General features: G+C 65.8%; 14 protein-coding genes. 8 read left to right on the top strand and 6 right to left on the bottom strand.

Going from position 1 to position 18,225, the window contains the following annotated elements:
• Positions 1-64: 64 nt before the first annotated feature.
• Complete coding sequence (locus tag RMP10_RS02415; protein WP_310568883.1) at positions 65-2,131, top strand: M20/M25/M40 family metallo-hydrolase; 2,067 nt, start codon at positions 65-67, stop codon at positions 2,129-2,131.
• 46 nt (positions 2,132-2,177) lie between these two features.
• Here the strand turns inward: RMP10_RS02415 and RMP10_RS02410 are convergent, their stop codons facing one another.
• The 3 genes from RMP10_RS02410 to RMP10_RS02400 are packed head-to-tail and all read right to left on the bottom strand — an operon-like array spanning position 2,178 to position 4,626.
• Positions 2,178-2,672 carry a DinB family protein gene (locus RMP10_RS02410; protein WP_310568882.1) on the bottom strand — a complete coding sequence of 165 codons (495 nt, stop codon included), beginning with the start codon at positions 2,670-2,672 and terminating at the stop codon, positions 2,178-2,180.
• 30 nt (positions 2,673-2,702) lie between these two features.
• On the bottom strand, positions 2,703-3,314 hold the full coding sequence (locus tag RMP10_RS02405; RefSeq protein ID WP_310568881.1) for a nucleotidyltransferase family protein: 612 nt from the start codon (positions 3,312-3,314) through the stop codon (positions 2,703-2,705).
• 4 nt (positions 3,315-3,318) lie between these two features.
• Positions 3,319-4,626 carry an XdhC family protein gene (locus RMP10_RS02400; protein WP_310568880.1) on the bottom strand — a complete coding sequence of 436 codons (1,308 nt, stop codon included), beginning with the start codon at positions 4,624-4,626 and terminating at the stop codon, positions 3,319-3,321.
• A gap of 283 nt (positions 4,627-4,909) precedes the next feature.
• On the opposite strand from RMP10_RS02400, the gene RMP10_RS02395 reads away from it, so the two are divergent.
• Genes RMP10_RS02395 through RMP10_RS02375 form a run of 5 tightly spaced genes read left to right on the top strand, consistent with a single transcriptional unit; the run spans position 4,910 to position 12,221 of the window.
• The gene (locus RMP10_RS02395; RefSeq protein ID WP_310568879.1) at positions 4,910-5,566 is read left to right on the top strand and encodes a helix-turn-helix domain-containing protein; all 657 of its coding nucleotides are present in this window, start codon (positions 4,910-4,912) and stop codon (positions 5,564-5,566) included.
• Positions 5,567-5,625: 59 nt separating this feature from the next.
• Positions 5,626-7,131 carry a TolC family protein gene (locus RMP10_RS02390; RefSeq protein WP_310568878.1) on the top strand — a complete coding sequence of 502 codons (1,506 nt, stop codon included), beginning with the start codon at positions 5,626-5,628 and terminating at the stop codon, positions 7,129-7,131.
• Between the two features lie 5 nt (positions 7,132-7,136).
• The gene (locus tag RMP10_RS02385) at positions 7,137-8,291 is read left to right on the top strand and encodes an efflux RND transporter periplasmic adaptor subunit (RefSeq protein ID WP_310568877.1); all 1,155 of its coding nucleotides are present in this window, start codon (positions 7,137-7,139) and stop codon (positions 8,289-8,291) included.
• A 30-nt stretch (positions 8,292-8,321) separates the two neighbouring features.
• A complete protein-coding gene (locus RMP10_RS02380; RefSeq protein WP_309673500.1) occupies positions 8,322-11,486 on the top strand; it encodes an efflux RND transporter permease subunit in 3,165 nt (1,054 codons plus the stop codon).
• A 24-nt stretch (positions 11,487-11,510) separates the two neighbouring features.
• Complete coding sequence (locus RMP10_RS02375; RefSeq protein WP_310568876.1) at positions 11,511-12,221, top strand: VTT domain-containing protein; 711 nt, start codon at positions 11,511-11,513, stop codon at positions 12,219-12,221.
• Between the two features lie 44 nt (positions 12,222-12,265).
• On the opposite strand, the gene RMP10_RS02370 is transcribed toward RMP10_RS02375, so the two are convergent.
• Both RMP10_RS02370 and RMP10_RS02365 read right to left on the bottom strand, forming a co-directional pair.
• On the bottom strand, positions 12,266-12,826 hold the full coding sequence (locus RMP10_RS02370) for a fasciclin domain-containing protein (protein ID WP_310568875.1): 561 nt from the start codon (positions 12,824-12,826) through the stop codon (positions 12,266-12,268).
• Positions 12,827-12,929: 103 nt separating this feature from the next.
• A complete protein-coding gene (locus tag RMP10_RS02365; protein ID WP_310568874.1) occupies positions 12,930-14,393 on the bottom strand; it encodes a pyridoxal-dependent decarboxylase in 1,464 nt (487 codons plus the stop codon).
• Between the two features lie 185 nt (positions 14,394-14,578).
• On the opposite strand from RMP10_RS02365, the gene RMP10_RS02360 reads away from it, so the two are divergent.
• The gene (locus RMP10_RS02360) at positions 14,579-14,740 is read left to right on the top strand and encodes a hypothetical protein (RefSeq protein ID WP_310568873.1); all 162 of its coding nucleotides are present in this window, start codon (positions 14,579-14,581) and stop codon (positions 14,738-14,740) included.
• Positions 14,741-14,831: 91 nt separating this feature from the next.
• On the opposite strand, the gene RMP10_RS02355 is transcribed toward RMP10_RS02360, so the two are convergent.
• Positions 14,832-15,848 (bottom strand): hypothetical protein, encoded by a 1,017-nt coding sequence (locus RMP10_RS02355; protein WP_310568872.1) that lies wholly within the window; start codon positions 15,846-15,848, stop codon positions 14,832-14,834.
• Positions 15,849-16,220: 372 nt separating this feature from the next.
• Here RMP10_RS02355 and RMP10_RS02350 point away from each other — a divergent pair, with 372 nt between their 5' ends.
• Entirely contained in the window at positions 16,221-18,035 is a 1,815-nt protein-coding gene (locus RMP10_RS02350; RefSeq protein WP_310568871.1) for a multicopper oxidase domain-containing protein, read from the top strand.
• Positions 18,036-18,225 lie beyond the last annotated feature (190 nt).

Genomic DNA, 18,225 nt, shown 5'->3' with positions numbered 1-18,225 from the left:
TTCTGCGCCTCGTTCGGCGCGTCGTTCGCTTCATGTGGCGCTCCTCACGGCCGCTTGGTGCGCCGTGACCACTCCACTTGTCGCGCAGTCGCCCGCTACCGCGGTCACACCCGCCGATGTCGCGACCGTCGAAGCGGTGGCCCGATGGGTCGCGCTGGCGGCGCCGCCTAGTGGCGAGGCCCACGCGCTCGACGCGTTGCGCGGCGTGCTCCCCGGCTGGACGCGCGACAACATGGGCAATCTCATGAAACGGGTGGGCAGCGGATCACCGCGTCGCATGATCGCGTGCGCGATGGACGTGCCGGCCTTCGTGGTCAGCGGCATCACCGAGCAGGGATACATCCGACTGCATCGCACCGGCGTCGCGGCGCATCCGCTGTGGGATCAGTTCCACGAGGCGCACCAGCTGCGCATTCTCTCGGCCCGCGGCGACGTCACGGGCGTGGTGGCGATCGCCAACGGGCACTTCGCGCGTCAGCATCGTGGCGACACGACGGTCGTCGGCGTCGATCAGCTCTGGGTCGACGTGGGCGCGAGCTCGAAGGCGCAGGCTGAAGCCCTTGGCATTGCGTTGCTCGATCCGGTTGTCGCGTCGCGACCGGTGTGGACGTACGCCGGCTATGCCTCTGGGCCGGCCGCCGGCGCCCGTGCCAGTTGCGCCGCCGTGGCCAGTGCTGGAGCAGCGGCCGCCGCGTCATCGCAGCCGGGTGAAACGATCTACGTGCTGTCATCGCAGCGCAGCTTCGGCTGGGTCGGACTCGCGGCCGTCCTCGCGCGCGTGGGCACGCTCGATGCCCTGACGTTGCTCGATGAAGGTAAGGCGGCAGGCAGTGCGGTCATGCTTCCGGTGGCGCGTCTTGGGCAGACCAAGCGTGCCGTGTCACGCGTGATCGCGTCCACAGGACTCGACAGTGTTCGCGTCCTCACGCCAGCGGTGCGTTTCGCAGGGACGCTGGTGGAATCGGTGGCGGCGGCCGATGTGCGCGCGTTGCTGCAGGAGGCGGCGCGCGCTGGCGGCTTCGCGAATGCCCCTGCGCTGTTGGCTCCAGCCCTCGATACCGCAAAAGCCACCGAGAATGCGCGCCTGCCGCGCCGCGATGCTTATGGTGCAATCGAAAAGACGTTCATGACGATCGCCGACCTGCCTGGCGTGCCCGGACACGAGTGGCGCGTGCGCGAGGCGATCACGGCGCTGCTGCCGGCCTGGGCGAAGTCGCGCGCGGTGGTGGACAGCGCGGGCAATCTCATCGTGTCGGCCGGCCCCGATCGTGACTCGATCGCGTTCATCGCGCACATGGACGAAGTGAGCTTCGAAGTGGAGAGCATCTCGCGCGACGGCATGGTGCGGTTGGCGCGTCGCGGCGGCGTGGTACCGAGTGCGTGGGAAGGGCAGCCGGCAGCGCTGCATTTCGATCGCGTGGGCAATAGCGATGCCCAACCGTCGTTGCGCGGGGTGTTCGTACCGCGCGACTCCGCACGGGTGAAAGCGCCCGCCGTGAGCACCGCCTGGTTTGGCGTCGACTCCGCTACGCTCGTCGCACAGGGCGTGCGCGTGGGGAACGCGGTGACCGGCTACAAGCGTGCGTCACGCCTGGGCGGTACGCGTCTCACCGGACGTGGCAGCGACGACCGCACGGGCAGCACGGCGCTATTGCATGCGGTGCAGCGCATCGATCCGAACACCCTCACGCACAAGGTGTTGTTCGTGTGGTCGGTGCGTGAAGAGGGCGGACTGAATGGCGCCGGCGCGTTTGGCGCGAATCATGGCCGTTCACTGCAGCGGATCTACAGTGTAGACACGTTCGTGAGCTCGGATACGCCGCTCGAGGGCAAGGCGTTTGCCTACGCGCCGCTGGGGCAGGGCTTCGTGCTGCGCGGTCTCGACGACGGCGCGATCTCACCGCCGGCCGAGCGTCAGCGCGTTCTCTCGGCGGCGCGTGCGCAGGGCATTCCCGTGCAGCAGGGCACCACACATGGTGCGACGGATGGCTCGGCGATTGCGCCCTATGGGGCGCCGAATGTCGGGCTGTCGTGGCCCGGACGGTATTCGCACACGCCTGGCGAAGTACTCGACCTGCGTGATGTCGACGCGCTCGTGCGCATCATCACGGCGCTGGCGGTGGCCCGGTAAGCACTCGGGGAATCCGGGCCACCACCATCGTCGTGTGAACCGCGTGCTACTGCTCGTCGGCCGACGGACCGTACAACCCAGGAACGGGCACGCCGAGCAGGCGATAGTAGATCGTGAGCTGCGCGCGATGGTGGATCATGTGGCTGATCACCGTCGTGCGGAGCACGGACAGCTTCGGCTCGGCCATGATGACATGCGCGCCCATGCGCAGTGTCCACGTCTCGCCAAGCTGCTCGTCAGTCACGGTGGACAACGCCGCCTTGAAGTCGGCGAGGCGAGCGTCAAACTGCGCCACAAAGCCGGCAGCGGTGGTCGGCGCTTCCACACGCGGCATCGGCTGTGCGAAGTCGAGCTCCGACGTGGTGATCGTCACGGCTCCCCACAGGCCGAAATCGGTGAGGTGATTGGCGAGCTTCTGCAACGGCCACGACTTCGGATGCGGCGTGAAGTCGAGGTGTGCCTCGGGAACGCGCTCCAGCATCTTGCGGGTCTGCGCCATCTCGTGATCGAGATCGGCCAGGGCGGATTGAACGAGAGACATGGGCGGTGGTGCTAGCGGTGGGAGATAAGCCTACGGGGAGGCACCGTCGGTGGCGCGCCAGGCGGCGACGTCGTCCGGGGTGTCGAGATCGAAATTACCGTGCCGAAGAGAAACCGTAAGGGTCCGACTGTCACGAAGTAATCCGCGAGCGCCCTGGTCGCCGTCGAGTTCCGCGAGCGTCGGCCAATCCGCGCGCGGCAGCACCGCGGGGATGCCCACGACCGCACCCCCATCAGGGCCGGCATACGCCGACGCGACGCGCTCGGCGCCGTGGTTCGAGGTCTCGATCAGCGACCGGAGATGATCGGCAGTGACCGTCGGCATGTCGCAGGTGGCGATCAGCGCCGCCCGAATTCCGGTAAAACGTACATCGTTCAGCTGGGTCACGGCACGTGCGATCGACGTGCCCATGCCCCGCTCCCAGTCCGCATTTTCGACGCACTGTACCGCCAGCATCGAAACAGCATCGCGTACATCGGCGGCGTCTGCGCCGATGATGACGAGCACCGGTGCACAGCCCGCCTCCACCAGGTGGCGGGCCGCACGCTCCACGAGCGTCACGCCGTTCACCTTGAGCAACTGCTTCGGGGATCCGAGGCGACGGGAGCCTCCTGCCGCCAGCAGCACACCGGCGACGGTCATCGGGTCACTCGCGATCGCGGTGATCGTCGAGCCCCACATCGCACTCGGTGGGCACGATCGGACTCTCGTGATCGAACACCCGGGGGGTCGGCGTGCGGGCATGAATCGGACTCTGACGCTCCCGCAAGAAACCGGCGGGGCGACCATGGATCACCGCCTCGATCTCGGCGATGGCCGACAGCGCGATCGATGCCGGGCTCTCGCCGCCGAGGTCGAGGCCGATCGGGGCGTGCAGCCGGTGGCGCATGCGATCAGTGAGGGCGGTACCACGCTCCAGCAACGCCGCGTCCACCGCGTCCAGCAACTGCCCGGCGCGCTTTCGTGAGCCCAGCACGCCGATGTAGGCGACCGGGAGCGGCAACAGGGCGGCGAGCCAGGCACTGTCTACGTCGAAAATATGCGACAGCAACGCAACAGCGGTGCGCCCGTCCTGCGGCAGCGACGCCACCACTCCGTTCAACGACTCGGAGTCGTTGAAAGACGCGCCCCCGTTCAACGACTCCGAGTCGTTGAACGGGTCGTCGATACGCGCCACATGGGTGGTCACGCCCGCCGGTAGATCGAGATTGGCCAGAACCGAAGGACGATGATCGATGACGCTCACGTCCCAATCCAGCGCTTGCGCGATCTGCACGAACGCCTCCGCGCCGCGACCCGCACCGATCACATGCAGCGCAATCCGTGCCACCAACGGCTCGATGAACAGCACCGCAGCATCGTCCCGCACGTCGTGCAACAACGGGTGGCCGGTGCGCTGCGCCGCCCGCGTGCACTCCATCAACTCGGACCCCGAGATCCAGTGGACCTGATTTCCGATGGGGCGCCACGTGCCCGTCGCGGCGTCGCCGTCGAGCACCGCACAGCTGCTGCCGCCACCGTGGCCATCGAGCACCGTGAGCACGGCGCCACTGCCGCGACGCGAGCGGATCGCCTCGACATCAGCCAACCAGGATGGATCGAGCAACGGCTCCAGCAGCAGATGCGCGATGCCATCGCACGCCGCGCCGAATCCCCAAATGGCCTCGAGATCGGCCCGCAGATCATACATCAATCGAACACCGCGGCCGGTCGCACACACCTCAGCCGCTCTCGCGGCCACGTCGCCTTCGAGACAGCCGCCACTGATCGCGCCGGCCAGTACGCGCCCATCGGCATCCACCAACAGGCGGGCACCGGGCTGACGGTACGAACTGCCGTCGACCTGCACCAGCGTCGCCAGCGCGAGCGGCACATCCGGGCGCGCGGCTACGGCCTCCGCGGCGGCGCGGGCCAGTTCTCGGAATCCGGTCACGCGGGTCTGATGGACAAACATGGGGTCATACTGAAAAACGTTACCACATAGCTGCACCTTCACAAGAGTCCTGACGCACGGCAGTGCCAGATCACACAGAGAAAAGGAGACAAGGAGAAAAGGAGGGTGCGCGCCGGACCGGCCCCGAGTGGTCTCCTACTCTCTTTTCCTCCGTGTGATCGGTTCAACAGCCCCAACGACCACCTACAAAAGTGACCACCCGGTTTTTGTCCCAACTGGAAGGGACGAAATGCAAGCAAGTACCCGCTTGCGCGTTAGTGAGTACTTGCATTACCGTTGCTCCATGATTGACGACCACCGACAGCGCATCATTCACGCCGCCGCCCGGGTGTACGCCCAGCACGGCTGGCGCGGAGCGACCACCCGCCGGATTGCCGAAGAAGCCGGCGTGAACGAAGTCACGCTCTTCCGGCAGTTCGGCTCCAAAGACGCCCTGCTCGACCTGATGATGCAGGAGTGCTCGCGCATCAAGCAGGAAGCCACCTTTCCGCAGGAACCGGTCGACCCTGAGCAAGAGCTGCTTGACTGGGTCTCCGCCCATCACAGCGCCCTGGTGAGCATGCGCCCCATCGTGCGCCAGATGATGAGCGACGCCGAGAACCGGCCCGATGTGGCTGATTGCGCCACGCACGGTCCAAGTGCGGCCATGGCCCACCTGCACGACTACGTGGTGAAGCTGCGTCGACATGGATGGATTACCGAGTCCGGCGAAGTCACGCCGGCCGAGGTGCGGGCCGCCGCCACCATGCTGATGGGCGCGGTGTTCGCCGACGGCATGAACCGCGACATCATGCCCACGATGTTCACCCAGCCGGTGCCGGAAACGCTGCGCGCCTATGTGCGCATTTTTCTGCGCGGGGTCGGTGCCTTGCAGGAACCAGCACACCGTGCAGCACGTACGGTCGAACGCGACTCGACTTCCACCACTGTCCCCAAATGATGCATTCCCTTGGTGCGCGCGCATGGCGCCGCATACTCAGACTCCCCGCGGTCAGGATCATGGCCGCGTCCGCTACGCTGACGATGGCGCTGACGCCACGTGGCGCTGCGGCTCAGCCCGCGGTCGGTGGCACACCGCGCCCGCTGTCGCTGGCCGAGGCGCTGACGCTGGCCACCGGTGAGAGCGAACAGATCGCCATCGCCCGCGCCGGTTCACTGCGCGCGCAAGGGCAGCTTGGACAGGCGCGCTCGGCGCTGCTGCCACAGCTCGCCACCACGATGAACTGGCAGAAGCAGCTGCAGAACCAGTTCGCTGCGATCTCCAGCCGATCAAACAGCGGCTCCAATGGCGGTTCCGGTGGCGGCGATACCACGTCGGCCGCCGACAACCCGATCACGCGCATCTTCGCCTCGCAGTACAACTTCAACGTCGGACTCTCGGCGTCACAGCCGTTGTTCACTGGCGGCCGCGCCACCGCGAACATCCGCGCGGCAAAGGCCACCCGCGAGTCGGCCGAGATCGGGATCACCAGCGCGCAAGCGCAGGTGCAGCTCGATGTCACGCAGGCCTACTACGATGCGCTACTCACCGATCGCCTGGTTGCGATCTCGGAATCGTCGCTCGTGCAGTCGGAACGCACGCTGCGACAGGTGCAGCTCACGCGTAACGTGGGCTCGGCCTCGGAGTTCGAACTCATTCGTGCGCGCGTCACGCGTGACAATCAGCGGCCCGGCTGGTTGCAGTCGCGCACCAACCGCGATCTCGCCTACGTGCGGTTGCGTCAGCTGCTCAACCTGCCGCCCGATCAGCCACTCGCGCTCACCGACAGCATTGCCGAGTCTCCCGTCGCGGCACCGGTCGTCAATCAGGTGCCGATCACTTCGGTGAATGTGAACGTGGCCGACGTGCTCACGCTCGATCCGCAGGTGCAGGCGGCGGTGTCGCGTGTCCTGGCCGGCAGTGATACCGGCATCGGCACGCGCGCTCCGGTGAAGCAGGCGATCAAGGGCGTCGAAGTGGCGCAGCAGCAATTGAAGGCCACCAAGGCGCAGCGCCTGCCGTCGATCTCGGCCACCACGAACTACCAGCGCCTTGCGTATCCCGTCGGTGTGCTGCCGAAAAGTCTTGGGGATTTCTTCCCCAACTGGACCGTCGGCATCGGTCTCTCGTATCCGTTCTTCACCGGCGGACGCGTACGTGGTGAAGTGCAGGCGGCGGAAGCGTCGGTGATCGAAGCGCGCCAGCGGTTGCGTCTCGCGCAAGAAGGCGCATCGCTCGATGCCCGTCAGGCGGTCGCGCAGCTCACCGAATCGGAAGCGTCGTGGCAAGCCAGTGTCGGCACGGCCGAACAGGCGCAACGCGCCTACGACATTGCCGAAGTGCGCTTCCGCGAAGGCATTTCCACGCAGCTCGAACTGTCCGAAACGCGCAATCAATTGCAGCAGGCACTCGCCAACCGCGCGCAAGCCGCGCGCAATCTGCAGGTCGCGCGCAAGCGTCTCGAATTGCTCCCTTATCTCCCCCTGTCGCAGGGTTCCACCTCGTCCACCGGCCCCACTCGATGAATACCATGACTCGCCGAACCGCGTCCCTCGCTCTCCTCGCGGCAGCGCTGGTGGGAACCGCGTGCAGTAAAGACAAGGAAGCCTCGACCGCCAACGCGGCGCCGGTGTCCCAGAACATCGGGCCGGACAACATCGCGGTGGCACGCACGGATACGCTGCGCAGCGGTCCGGCGATCTCCGGCACGTTGACCGCCGATCGCGAAGCGCGCATTCGCGCCGAGATGAGCGGTGCCGTGCTCGCCACGAACGTCGAGCAAGGTGAGCGCGTGAGCGCCGGCACTGTGCTCGGCCGCATCGACGATGCCTCGGTACGTGATGCCGCGATTTCGGCCCGATCCTCGGTCGCGCAAGCGACCGTGGCAGCCGAACAGGCGGCGCGCGAACTGCAGCGTTCGAAGACGCTGGCCGCGGCTGGTGCCATCGCCGAGCGCGATGTGGAAGGGGCCGACCGCGCCAGCCTTGGTGCGCAGGCCCAGTTGGCCGATGCGAAAGCGCGGCTGTCGTCGGCGGAGAAGATGCTGCGCAACACGGTCATCCGTTCACCGTTCGCCGGCGTGGTGTCGGAGCGCGCGGTGAGCCCGGGCGATATCGTGTCGCCGGGTTCGGCCATGTTCACCGTGATCGATCCGCGCAGCCTGCGGGTGGAAGCGTCGGTTCCGACCACGGCGCTGGCGGACGTGCGCGTGGGTGCGCCGGTGCTGTTCACGGTCAACGGCTCCGATCGCGTGCTGGAAGGCAAGGTGACGCGGGTGAGCCCGATGGTGGATCCGCAGACGAAGCAGGTGCGTTTGTTGGCATCGGTGCCGAATTCGGCCGGTGTGCTCGTGGCCGGCCTGTTCGTGGAAGGGCGCGTCGCCTCGGAGAAGCGCGTCGGCGTGATGGTGCCCGAAACGGCCGTCGATCAAACCGGTATCGTGCCGACGCTGATGCGACTCAAGGGCGGCAAGGTGGAGAAGGTCGAGGTGCAGTTGGGCGTGCGCGACGAAGCGGCGGCGGCGTTTGAAGTGACCTCGGGCATCGCGAGTGGCGACACCGTGTTGCTGGGCGCTGCCCGCGGCATCTCGATCGGATCGTCGGTGGTGGTGTCGGCTCCGCGTGATGCAACGCCGGCTGCCGCATCCAACGCCGCGCCCGCCCCGACGCCCGCGAAGAAGAATTGAACCATCGGATAATCATCCAACCACGCCCCCATGTTCATTTCTGATTTCGCGATCAAGCGGCCGCTGATCACCGTCGTGGCCATGCTCACGCTGGTGGGCTTCGGCTTGGTCGCCCTGTCGCAGTTGCAAACGGACGAGTTTCCGGAAGTGCAGCCGCCCATCGTGCTGACCACGATCATCTATCCCGGCGCATCCCCGGAGCAGGTCGAGCGCGAAGTGCTCGAACCGATCGAGGAAGCGATCCAGAGCATCTCCGGCGTCAAGTCGATCAACGGGGAGGCGCGCGACGGCTTCGCCCAGATTGTGACGCAGTTCGTGTACTCCAAGGATCTCTCCGAAGCCACGCAGGACATCCGCGACGCCATCAGCACCAAACGTCAGGATCTCCCGCAGGAAATGGAGGAGCCGATCCTCAAGAAGTTCAATCCCACCGATGCGCCAATCGTGACGCTGTCGCTGTACTCGACATCGCTCACACCGGCGCAACTCACGCAGATCGCCGATCCCGGCATCACGCGCGAACTGCGCTCGATCGCCGGTGTGGCCGACGTGCAGGTGTCGGGTGGCGTGAAGCGCGAGCTCACGGTGAACCTCGATCCGCAGCGGTTGCAGTCGGCGGGCGTGAGCGTGCCGCAGGTCGTGGCCGCACTGCAAACCGGCAACCTCGCGGTCCCGGTCGGTCGCGTCACCAGTTCCCTTGATGAGCGCACGATCCGATTGCAGGGTCGACTGCAATCGCCCGACGACTTCATGCAGTTGGTGGTATCGGAGCGGGCCGGTCGCGTGGTGCGTTTAGGTGACGTGGCGACGGCCGTCGACGGCGTGGAGGAGCAGCGCACGCTGGCGCTCTACAATGGCCGCGATGCGGTGGGCATCGAGATCAAGAAGACCAACGGCTACTCCACCACGGCGGTGGCCGAGGCGATTTTCAAGAAGGTCCAAGAGCTGCGCCCAACGTTGCCCAAGGGCGCGCAGTTCGACGTGGTGAAGAACAAGGGCGAGCGGGTCGAGAACTCGGTCACCAATGTGCGCGATGCGCTCGTCGAGGGCGCCGTCCTCACCGTGCTCGTGGTGTTCCTGTTCCTCAACTCGTGGCGCTCCACCGTGATCACCGGCCTCGCGTTGCCGGTGTCGGTGCTGGCCAGTTTCGTGGCAGTGTGGGCCTTCGGCTTCACGCTCAACACCATGTCGCTGCTCGGTCTCTCGCTGGCCATCGGTATCCTGATCGACGACGCCATCGTGGTCCGTGAGAACATCGTACGACACGTGGAGATGGGGAAAGACCATTACACGGCGGCACGCGAAGGCACCGATGAAATCGGCCTCGCGGTGGCGGCCACGACGTTCTCAATCATCGCGGTGTTCATCCCGATCGCGTTCCTGCAGGGTGAGTCGGGTCAGTGGTTCAAGCCGTTCGCCCTGACTATTGCCTGTTCGGTACTCGTGTCGCTATTCGTGTCCTTCTCGCTCGATCCCATGCTGTCGGCCTACTGGCCCGATCCGCATGAGGAAGAGCATGAGAAGTGGTGGATCACGAAGAAGCTCGACAAGTTCAACAAGTGGTTTGATGGCCTCGCCAACAACTACCGCAAGCTGATCGGCTGGGCGCTCGATCACCCGAAGTCGATGGTGCTGTTGGCGGTGGCCAGCTTCGCGACGGCGATCGCCATGCCGGCGCTTGGACTCGTCGGCGGCGGCTTCTTCCCGCTGGAAGACAACGCCGAAGTCCAGATGACGGTGGAAACGCCGCCGGGTGCGAATCTCGACTATCTGCGGCAAAAGGTCACCGAAACGCTCGCCATCATGGGCGATACCACGCGCTATCCGGAGGTGACATACACCTTCGTGACCGCCGGCGGCGCGAGCGGCGCCGTCGACATGGCCAGTGTGTATCTCAAGCTCAGCAAGAAGGGCGATCGACTGAAGGTCGGCCAGCGCGACGCCGAATCACTCGCCGCCTCGATGCGTGAAGACGTGAAGAAAGTGGGCGGTAGCAGTATTTCGGTGTTCACCAGCGACTTTGCCGGCCAGGAGAAGCAGATCTCGCTCGAGCTGCGCGGGAACGACAAGGCCGCCCTGCAAACCGTGGCCGATCAGTATCTCGCCGCGCTTAAGAGTACGCCGGGCGCGGTGGACGTGGGCCTCAGCACGAAGGGCCTCAAGCCCGAACTCACGGTGCAGGTCGATCGTGCGCTGGCCGCGTCGCTGGGTCTCAGTGTCGGACAGGTGGCGCAGGCGATCCGCCCGGCGTTTGCCGGTCTCGACGCCGGTGACTGGGTCGATCCCACCAACCAGACGCGCAAGGTCATGGTGCGACTCGCGCCGGAAGCGCGCGCCCGCGGTGCCGACTTGGCCCAGTTGCCCATCGCGCTTGGTCAGGGTTCCGGTTCACAGTTGGTGCCGCTGCAGCAAGTGGCGCGCATCAAGAGTGAGCTCGGTCCGGCCATCGTGAACCACCTCGATCGCGACAACGTGATCAAGGTGCAAGGCAACATCGCCGGTCGCTCGCTCACCGAAGTCATGGGCGACTTCGAAAAGAAAACGAGCACCATCCAATTGCCGGCCGGCGTCAAGATGTCGAGTGGTGGTCAGGTGGAGCAGCAGAACGAAGTCTTCGGCAGCATCTTCATCGCGCTCGGCGTGGCGGTGGCGCTGATGTATCTCATTCTGGTGGTGCAGTTCGGCTCGTTCCTCGATCCGATCGCCATTCTGATCTCGCTGCCGTTGTCTCTGATCGGTGTCATGGGGGCGCTCGCGATCACCGGCAACACGATCAACCTCATGAGCCTCATCGGCGTGATCTTGCTGTGTGGTATCGTGGCGAAGAACGCGATTCTGCTGGTGGACTTCGCCAAGTGGGCCCGCGAGAAGAACGGCATGCCACTGCGGGAAGCGCTCATCGAAGCAGGCGCGATTCGCTTGCGTCCCATTCTGATGACCACCTTCGCCCTGATTGCCGGTATGATCCCGGTGGCCCTGGGCCGCGGTGAAGGCGCGCAGTTCCGCGCCCCGCTCGGCGTCGCGGTGATCGGCGGTGTGATCACCAGCACGGTGCTCACGTTGCTCGTGATCCCGACGTTCTACGAGATCTTCGACAACATGCGTACGTGGGTCTCCCGCCGCGTCGGACTCACGCCGCCGCACACGGGTCAATTCCGTACGCTCGAATTGCCCATGGCCGAGGCGGGCGACTGATCTAGTTGATTACATTGGCGGGGTATGCTCCCGCCGATGTCTTCGATCCTGGTCGCGACCACGCTCGCCCCCGCGCTCCTGCTGCGGGTGGCGAGCGTTGTGCTGTCCAGTGCGTCGGGTTTTGGCGTCGTGGTGGCTGCGCTCGACGTCACGAAGTGGCTGGAGTCGGTGACCGACAGCTTCTGGACCTATGTGATCCTCGGCGCATCGGCCATCGTGACCGAAGAGCTCTCCCCCATCTTCGGCGGCATCGCCGCCCACGAAGGCGAGCTGCAGATGTCCCGGGTGATCCTGTCGATCACGCTGGGCGGCTGGGTGGCCACCACCCTGCTGTACGTGGTGGGTCGCTGGAAATGGGAATTCATCCGCCGTCGGTTCCCGCGGGTGCGCGCCACCGGCACCGTCGCCCTGCGCGTCGTGCGACGCAACCAGCTCAAGGCCTCGCTGTTGGTCCGCTTTGCCTTCGGCCTGCGGATCGTGCTGCCGATGGCCTGCGGTGCGGCCAACGTGCCCCTGTACATCTATTTGCCGCTCTCGCTGATCGGATCGGCGCTCTGGACCGCGGCCTTCACGCTGGTCGGCTATGCCGCTGGCGAGGCCGCGGTGCAGACCCTCGGCCACCTCGACCGCGCCGGTGAAATCGTCGGTGCCGTCCTGGTGTTTGCGGCCATCCTCGGCTTCGTGCGCTGGCAGCGCGTACGCCGCGAACGCAAAGCCGCGCGGCGACGCAAGTAGTTGCGCCTCGGGACTGGCCGAGGCGCGAATGATGGAGTGTGCGGCTACTTCGACGGAGGAACAAGCACGCCATCGATGACGTGCACCCATCCGTTCGACGCGCGGACAGAAGCAATCACCTTGGCGCCACCGATGTAGGTGGCACCATCCTTTTTCGTGATGGTCTCGCTGACGCCATCGACCATGCCGAGCAACTGTCCATCGGTGAGATCTGCCACGTCCAGCGCAGAGGTGGTGACATGATGGTGCAGCACGGTCTTGAGTGAGAGCTTGTTCTCCGGCTTGAGCAGCGACTCCACGGTGCCGGCGGGGAGCTTGTCGAACGCGGCGTTGGTAGGCGCGAACACCGTGAACGGACCGGCGTTGGCCAGCGAACTCACGAGATCCGCGGCCTTGAGTGCGGCGACGAGCGTCGTGTGGTCCTTCGAGCCGAGTGCCACGCGCACGACATTCGGCTGCGAGACGGTGTCATCGACCGCCTCTTGCCCGCCGACCGCGGCGGCCGCGTCTGATGTGCTGGCGCTGGTCTCGGCCTTCTCAGCAGCGGAGGAGCAGGCCGCGAGCAGGAGCAGCGCGGCGGCGGAGAGTTTGCAGAAACGAGTCATGGGCGTGGTGGAGGAAGAAAAGGCTTATGCGATATGCCTATTTCTATCCGTCCCTCGAAACACGCGCGGTAGGCGCTTCCCCGAGATCCTGTCAGTGTTCCCGCTACGTACTCGCGGTCGCGGCCGCGGCCGCGGCGCGCAGATCGGCCCACGCGGTTTCCACGTGGCGGCGATCGGTGCGGATGTTGCCGATCGCCAGTCGAAGCGTGTACTTCCCGTTCAGTTTTGTGTGCGACAGATACGCTCGACCATCGGCGTTCACGCGCTCCATGATCGCCGCGTTCACCCGTGCGATGTCGGCTTCGCTCAAACCGGCCGGCGCGTAGCGGAAACACACCAGCGACATCGTGACGGGCGCCGTGATCTCCCATCCACCGCTCTCGAAATGCACCATGCCGGCAAAGTCGCGCGCCAGGTCACAATGAAAGCGAATGCGCTCGGCGATGCCTTCGGCGCCGTACGCACGCATCACCATCCACAGCTTCAGTGAGCGGAACCGGCGACCCAGTTGAATGCCGTAGTCCATCAGGTTCACCGTCTCATCTTGCGTGCTCGTGATCAAGTACTCGGGCAGCAGCGCGAAGGCGCGCTTAAGGGCCTCCGGATGCTTCGTGTACATCACCGAGCAATCCATCGGGGTGAACAGCCACTTGTGTGGATTCACCACGAACGAGTCGGCGTCGTCGGTGCCGTCCATGAGATGCCGCATCTCGGGTACGATCGCGGTCACACCACCGTACGCCGCATCGACATGCACCCAGCAGCCATGTGCGCGCGCAATGCGCACCACAGCGCGCACGGGATCCACGCTGGTCATGCTGGTCGTTCCCACGCACGGCACCACGGCGATTGGACGGAAGCCCGCCGCGATGTCGGCCTGAATCGCCGACTCGAGCGCATCGGGGCGCATGCGGAAGCTTTCGTCGGCGGGGATCTTCACGAGGTTCTCGTGGCCGAGTCCGAGGGCGATCACCGCTTTGTCGATCGACGAGTGGGCGTGCTCGCTGCAGTACACGCGCAGGCGCGGCATGTCGGCGCGTCCGGCCATGCCTTGCATGCGCACGTCGAGGCCGGCCTGCTCACGCGCCGCGGCCAAGGCGTAGAAGGTGCTGACGCTGGCCGTGTCGGTGATCTGCCCGAACCATCCATCGCCCATGCCCATCAGCTGTCGCAGCCAATCGAGCGACACCTGTTCCAGCTCGGTCACGGCGGGACTGGTCACCCACAACATGCCGTTGGCGTTGAGGCCGGCCGCCAGCAGTTCACCCAGGATGCCGGGATATGACGCGCTGTTGGCGAAGTAGGCGAAGAACCCGGGATGATTCCAGTGCGTGATGCCGGGCATGATGGTGTCGCGGAAATCGCGCAGCATGGCCTCGAGCGGTTCGCCTTGCGCCGGCGCCGACGCGGGTAACGCGGCCCGAATGGCGCCCGGCTGCACCCGGCTTTTCACCGGCAGCTGCGTGGCGTGTTCGAGGTAATCAGCGATCCAGTCCACGGCGGCATGGGCCGCAGCACGGAAGTCGTCGGGAGGGAGATCGCCGAGGAAAGTGGAGTCGGAAGCCATGGGGGGAAGCTATCGCGGTGGGTGGTGGATCGGGGGGATGCGGTGCGCTTCGGACGGCGTCGGTGCGTGGGGAGGGATCGCTGGTTCACGCGAAGGGCGCGGAGGGCCGCGAAGGGCGCGAAGAACAGCAACAGCGGACGGCCACGAGGTGGCGGCGATTGTGAGATCGTATCAATATTTCATTTATGCGAACTCCCAAGCGTCCCGTTGAAGAGCGGCAGAGCTCCAGCCCGATGCTTCGGTTTCTCGAGAGCCTTGGTCAGATCGAAGCACCCAAGGGAACGGCGAAAGATCATGACGCCGTGCTGGCGGAGTCATTCAGCAGCTCGCGGTCGCAAACGAAGTAGTTCTTCGCGTTCCTTCGCGGCCCTTCGCGCCCTTCGCGTGAACCTCCGGCGCCAGTCGCCACCACGGCGCCATCCGAAGCGCGCCAGCCGGTCACGGCGCCAGCAGCAACCCCCAGTGCACCCGCAGGTATTGCTCCAGCACCTGCGCCGTGACATCGGCAAAGCGTTCGCGATTCGCGGCGTTGTCGCGCACACCCACGAAGTTGGCTTCGATCTGCACGCCGCAGATCAACCCACCGGTGGTGCCGCCGAGTGGCCCGGCGGCACTGCCGCACGAGTGCCGGCGGGTGTTGTCGCCGCCATTGAAGTATTCGGCCCCGTTCGGCCGCGGATCGCTGCTGCTCGGCACCGCCGGAAATCCGAGGCCGGCGTAGAGTGAACCGAGGCTGGTGGGGCCACGCAAAAGGGCGGAGAACGGCAGCGGCGACGACTGCGACAGCGTGAGAATACTGGCGCTGTTCTCGAGTGCGCTCGACGCATCGAGGGCAGCGTCGGTGCCGTCGAGCTGCGTACCGGTCACGAGGTAGCCGAGTTCGAGTCGCTGCACGGCATGACCATGACCATGGATGTCCATGTACCACCCTTTGCCGTGTGCCGTTAGCACCGCGCTCTTGGCGAGGTCGATGTAGCGGTGCCATTCGCCGAGCGCGGTCGCGGCTTCGGTATTGCCACAACCGGCTTCGGGTTGCAGGCGGTTGGGGTCGAGCTTACGTCGCGCGAGGTGCGAGATGATGACGTGCGGATACGTGCCGAAGCGCGCGGCGTAGCGCGTCTGCATGGTGCGCACGAGCTCTAGCGTATTCGCGTCGGTCACCGTCGTGGCGGTACCGCCGCAGGCACTGGCCGTGCGGTCGGGGATCGATGACGGGCTGAGCGTGCCCCCATGCGGCGCCGTGAGAATCACCGGCGTGTTGCCGGCGATGTACTCCACGTAGCCATTGCGCCCGAAGTACGACTGACCGGCCACATAGCTGACCGGCGGCACCGGCGTCGGCACCACAGGCGGCGTCGTGTCGGTGGGGCCGTCCGCGCAGGCGCTGGCGGCCAAGGCGAGCAGCACGGCGAGCGTGGGCCAGCGACTCCGGTTCAACCATGGCGGGAAGGACATGTCGAGAATCTCTCCCGGGGGGGTGTGCTGCGGAACGGGCACCGCAGGAACTGATCACAGCGCGTTCGTCCGGCATCGGCGTGCTGGATCACGCGGAGGCGAAGAGTGCGCAGAGGCCGCAGAGTCGCAGCTCTGCATTCCACCAAGCCTGCCACACAGGCTTCTCCCTCTGCGTACCCTGCGCTCTCGGCGCCTCCGCGTGATCAGTTCAGCAACGCCCGTCGCCAACGCAATCATGGCGAAGCGCTCATAAACGATGATGAATGGTTTTCATGCGAATGTCAGTGGATTCACGCCGCTCGCGGATTTCGCCGGCCCGCGCTATCATCTGCCGCGTCAACCGCTCGGGCCCCCCTGCTTTGGAATAACGAAATGCTCGCTCGCCCCTGGTCGTATCTGTTCGTGGCCGCACTCACCACATGGTTGGGGTTTGGCACCAAGGCGACACCAGTCGCCGACGCCAACGACAACCGGCGCGCGGCGGGACGGAAAGTGGCCGACACGATGTTCGTCGACCTCGATATCCGGATGGCGCGCTGGTACCCCGAGGGGGAGAGCGGCGACGTGGTGGAAGGGCCGGTGATCGGCGAAGTCGGACGCGCGCCGCAGGTGCCGGCGCCGCTGATCCGCGTGCGTGCCGGTACCGTGATCATGGCGCGCATGACCAACGCACTGGCCGATTCCGCAGTGACGTGGCGGGGACTCAACAGCAAACCCGGCTTCGACTCGATCACGCTCAAACCCGGCCAGACCACTACCCGTCGCTTCGTGGCCGGCGCCCCCGGCACCTACGTTTACGGCGCACAGGTCGGCGTCGTGAACTGGGACGTGCGCGAACGCGAGCAGACGTACGGCGCGTTCGTCATCGACTCCATCGGCGCGCGTACCGACGATCGCATCTTCGTGATGAACGTGTGGGGTGACGGTACGGTCGAGCGCTATCGGAGTGCCCTCGCCATCAATGGACGCGGCTGGCCCTACACCGAGCGCATCACGGCGCAGACCGGCGATACGCTGCGCTGGCGCATCGTGAACGGCACGATCCGTCCGCATCCCATGCATCTGCACGGGTTCTATTTCAAGTTGTTGGCGAAGGCCGACCAGGAACGTGTCACGGCGCGCGCGAAGGCAAAGCAGCCGATGCTCGTGACCGAGTTGATGGACCCCTTTACGACGATGGACATGGAGTGGGTGGCGGCGCGCTCGGGGAACTGGCTCTTTCACTGCCATCTGGCCTTTCACGCCGTCGCCGACTCGCGCTTCACGCCCGGCGTCAACGCCCACGATCATCACTCCGGTGACGCGGCCAAACACATGGCCGGACTGGTGATGGGTATTTCCGTGACCGATCGCGTGCGCACGGTGGCTGCGCGCCGCCCCGCGCCGCGAACGATGCGGCTGCACGTGCAGGAAGGCGCGCGGCGCGGCAAGTCGGAACGGGCGCTGGGCTTCGTGCTGCAAGAGGGTGCATCGCCGTCGGCCGACTCGGTCAACATCCCTGGCTCTCCCTTGATCCTCACGCGCGGACAGCCCACCGACATCACTGTCATCAATCATCTCAAGGAGTCGACCGCCGTGCACTGGCATGGTATCGAACTGGAGAGCTTTTTCGACGGCGTGGCCGGATGGAGCGGTGCGCCGGGGAAACACGCGCCTGCGATCGCACCGGCTGATTCGTTCATCGCGCGACTCACGCTTCCACGAGCCGGCACCTTTATCTACCACACGCACCTCAACGACGTCGTGCAGCTCACGTCGGGACTCTATGGCGGCATCGTCGTGCTCGAACCAGGGCAGCGCTACAACCCGGCGCGCGATCACCTATTCGTGGTGGGATGGGATGGCCCCGATGAACCCGCGCGCCTCCTTGTGAACGGCGACTCGGCCCCGCCACCCAAGGTGCTGGAACGCGGTATTACCCATCGCCTGCGCTTCGTCTTCATCGGCGCCGTGAACGGCAACACGCTCACGCTCTCCGACAGCACAGGCCCCGTCACCTGGCGCGCCGTGGCCCGCGATGGCTTCGAAATGCCCGCCGCTCAGCGCGAACTGCTTCCCGCCAAATTCCGAGGCTGGGCCGGCCAAACGTGGGACTTCGAATTCCAAGCCGACCGCCCGGGCGTCTATCGACTCACATTTGGCAACCCCGCCACACCCGTGTGGGCGGGCGAGCTCTTAGTGCGCTGATTCGCCGCGATCACGTGGCTTCCAAGCGCCGCGTGCCCGATCACACAGAGACAAAGAGCCAAAGAGAAAAAGAGGACACGCGCCCGGGTCAGCCCCCTGTGCTCTCCTAAGCTCCTTTTCTCTGTGTGATCAGTTCAACGATGCCAACGAGCCACACCACCGCCGGCTGATTGCGGTCAGCCGCCCGAGC

Source organism: Gemmatimonas sp., assembly GCF_031426495.1.
Taxonomy (GTDB): Bacteria; Gemmatimonadota; Gemmatimonadetes; order Gemmatimonadales; family Gemmatimonadaceae; genus Gemmatimonas.
Note: the sequence above shows the minus strand (reverse complement) of the source record. Positions and strands in the feature narration are given on the sequence as shown.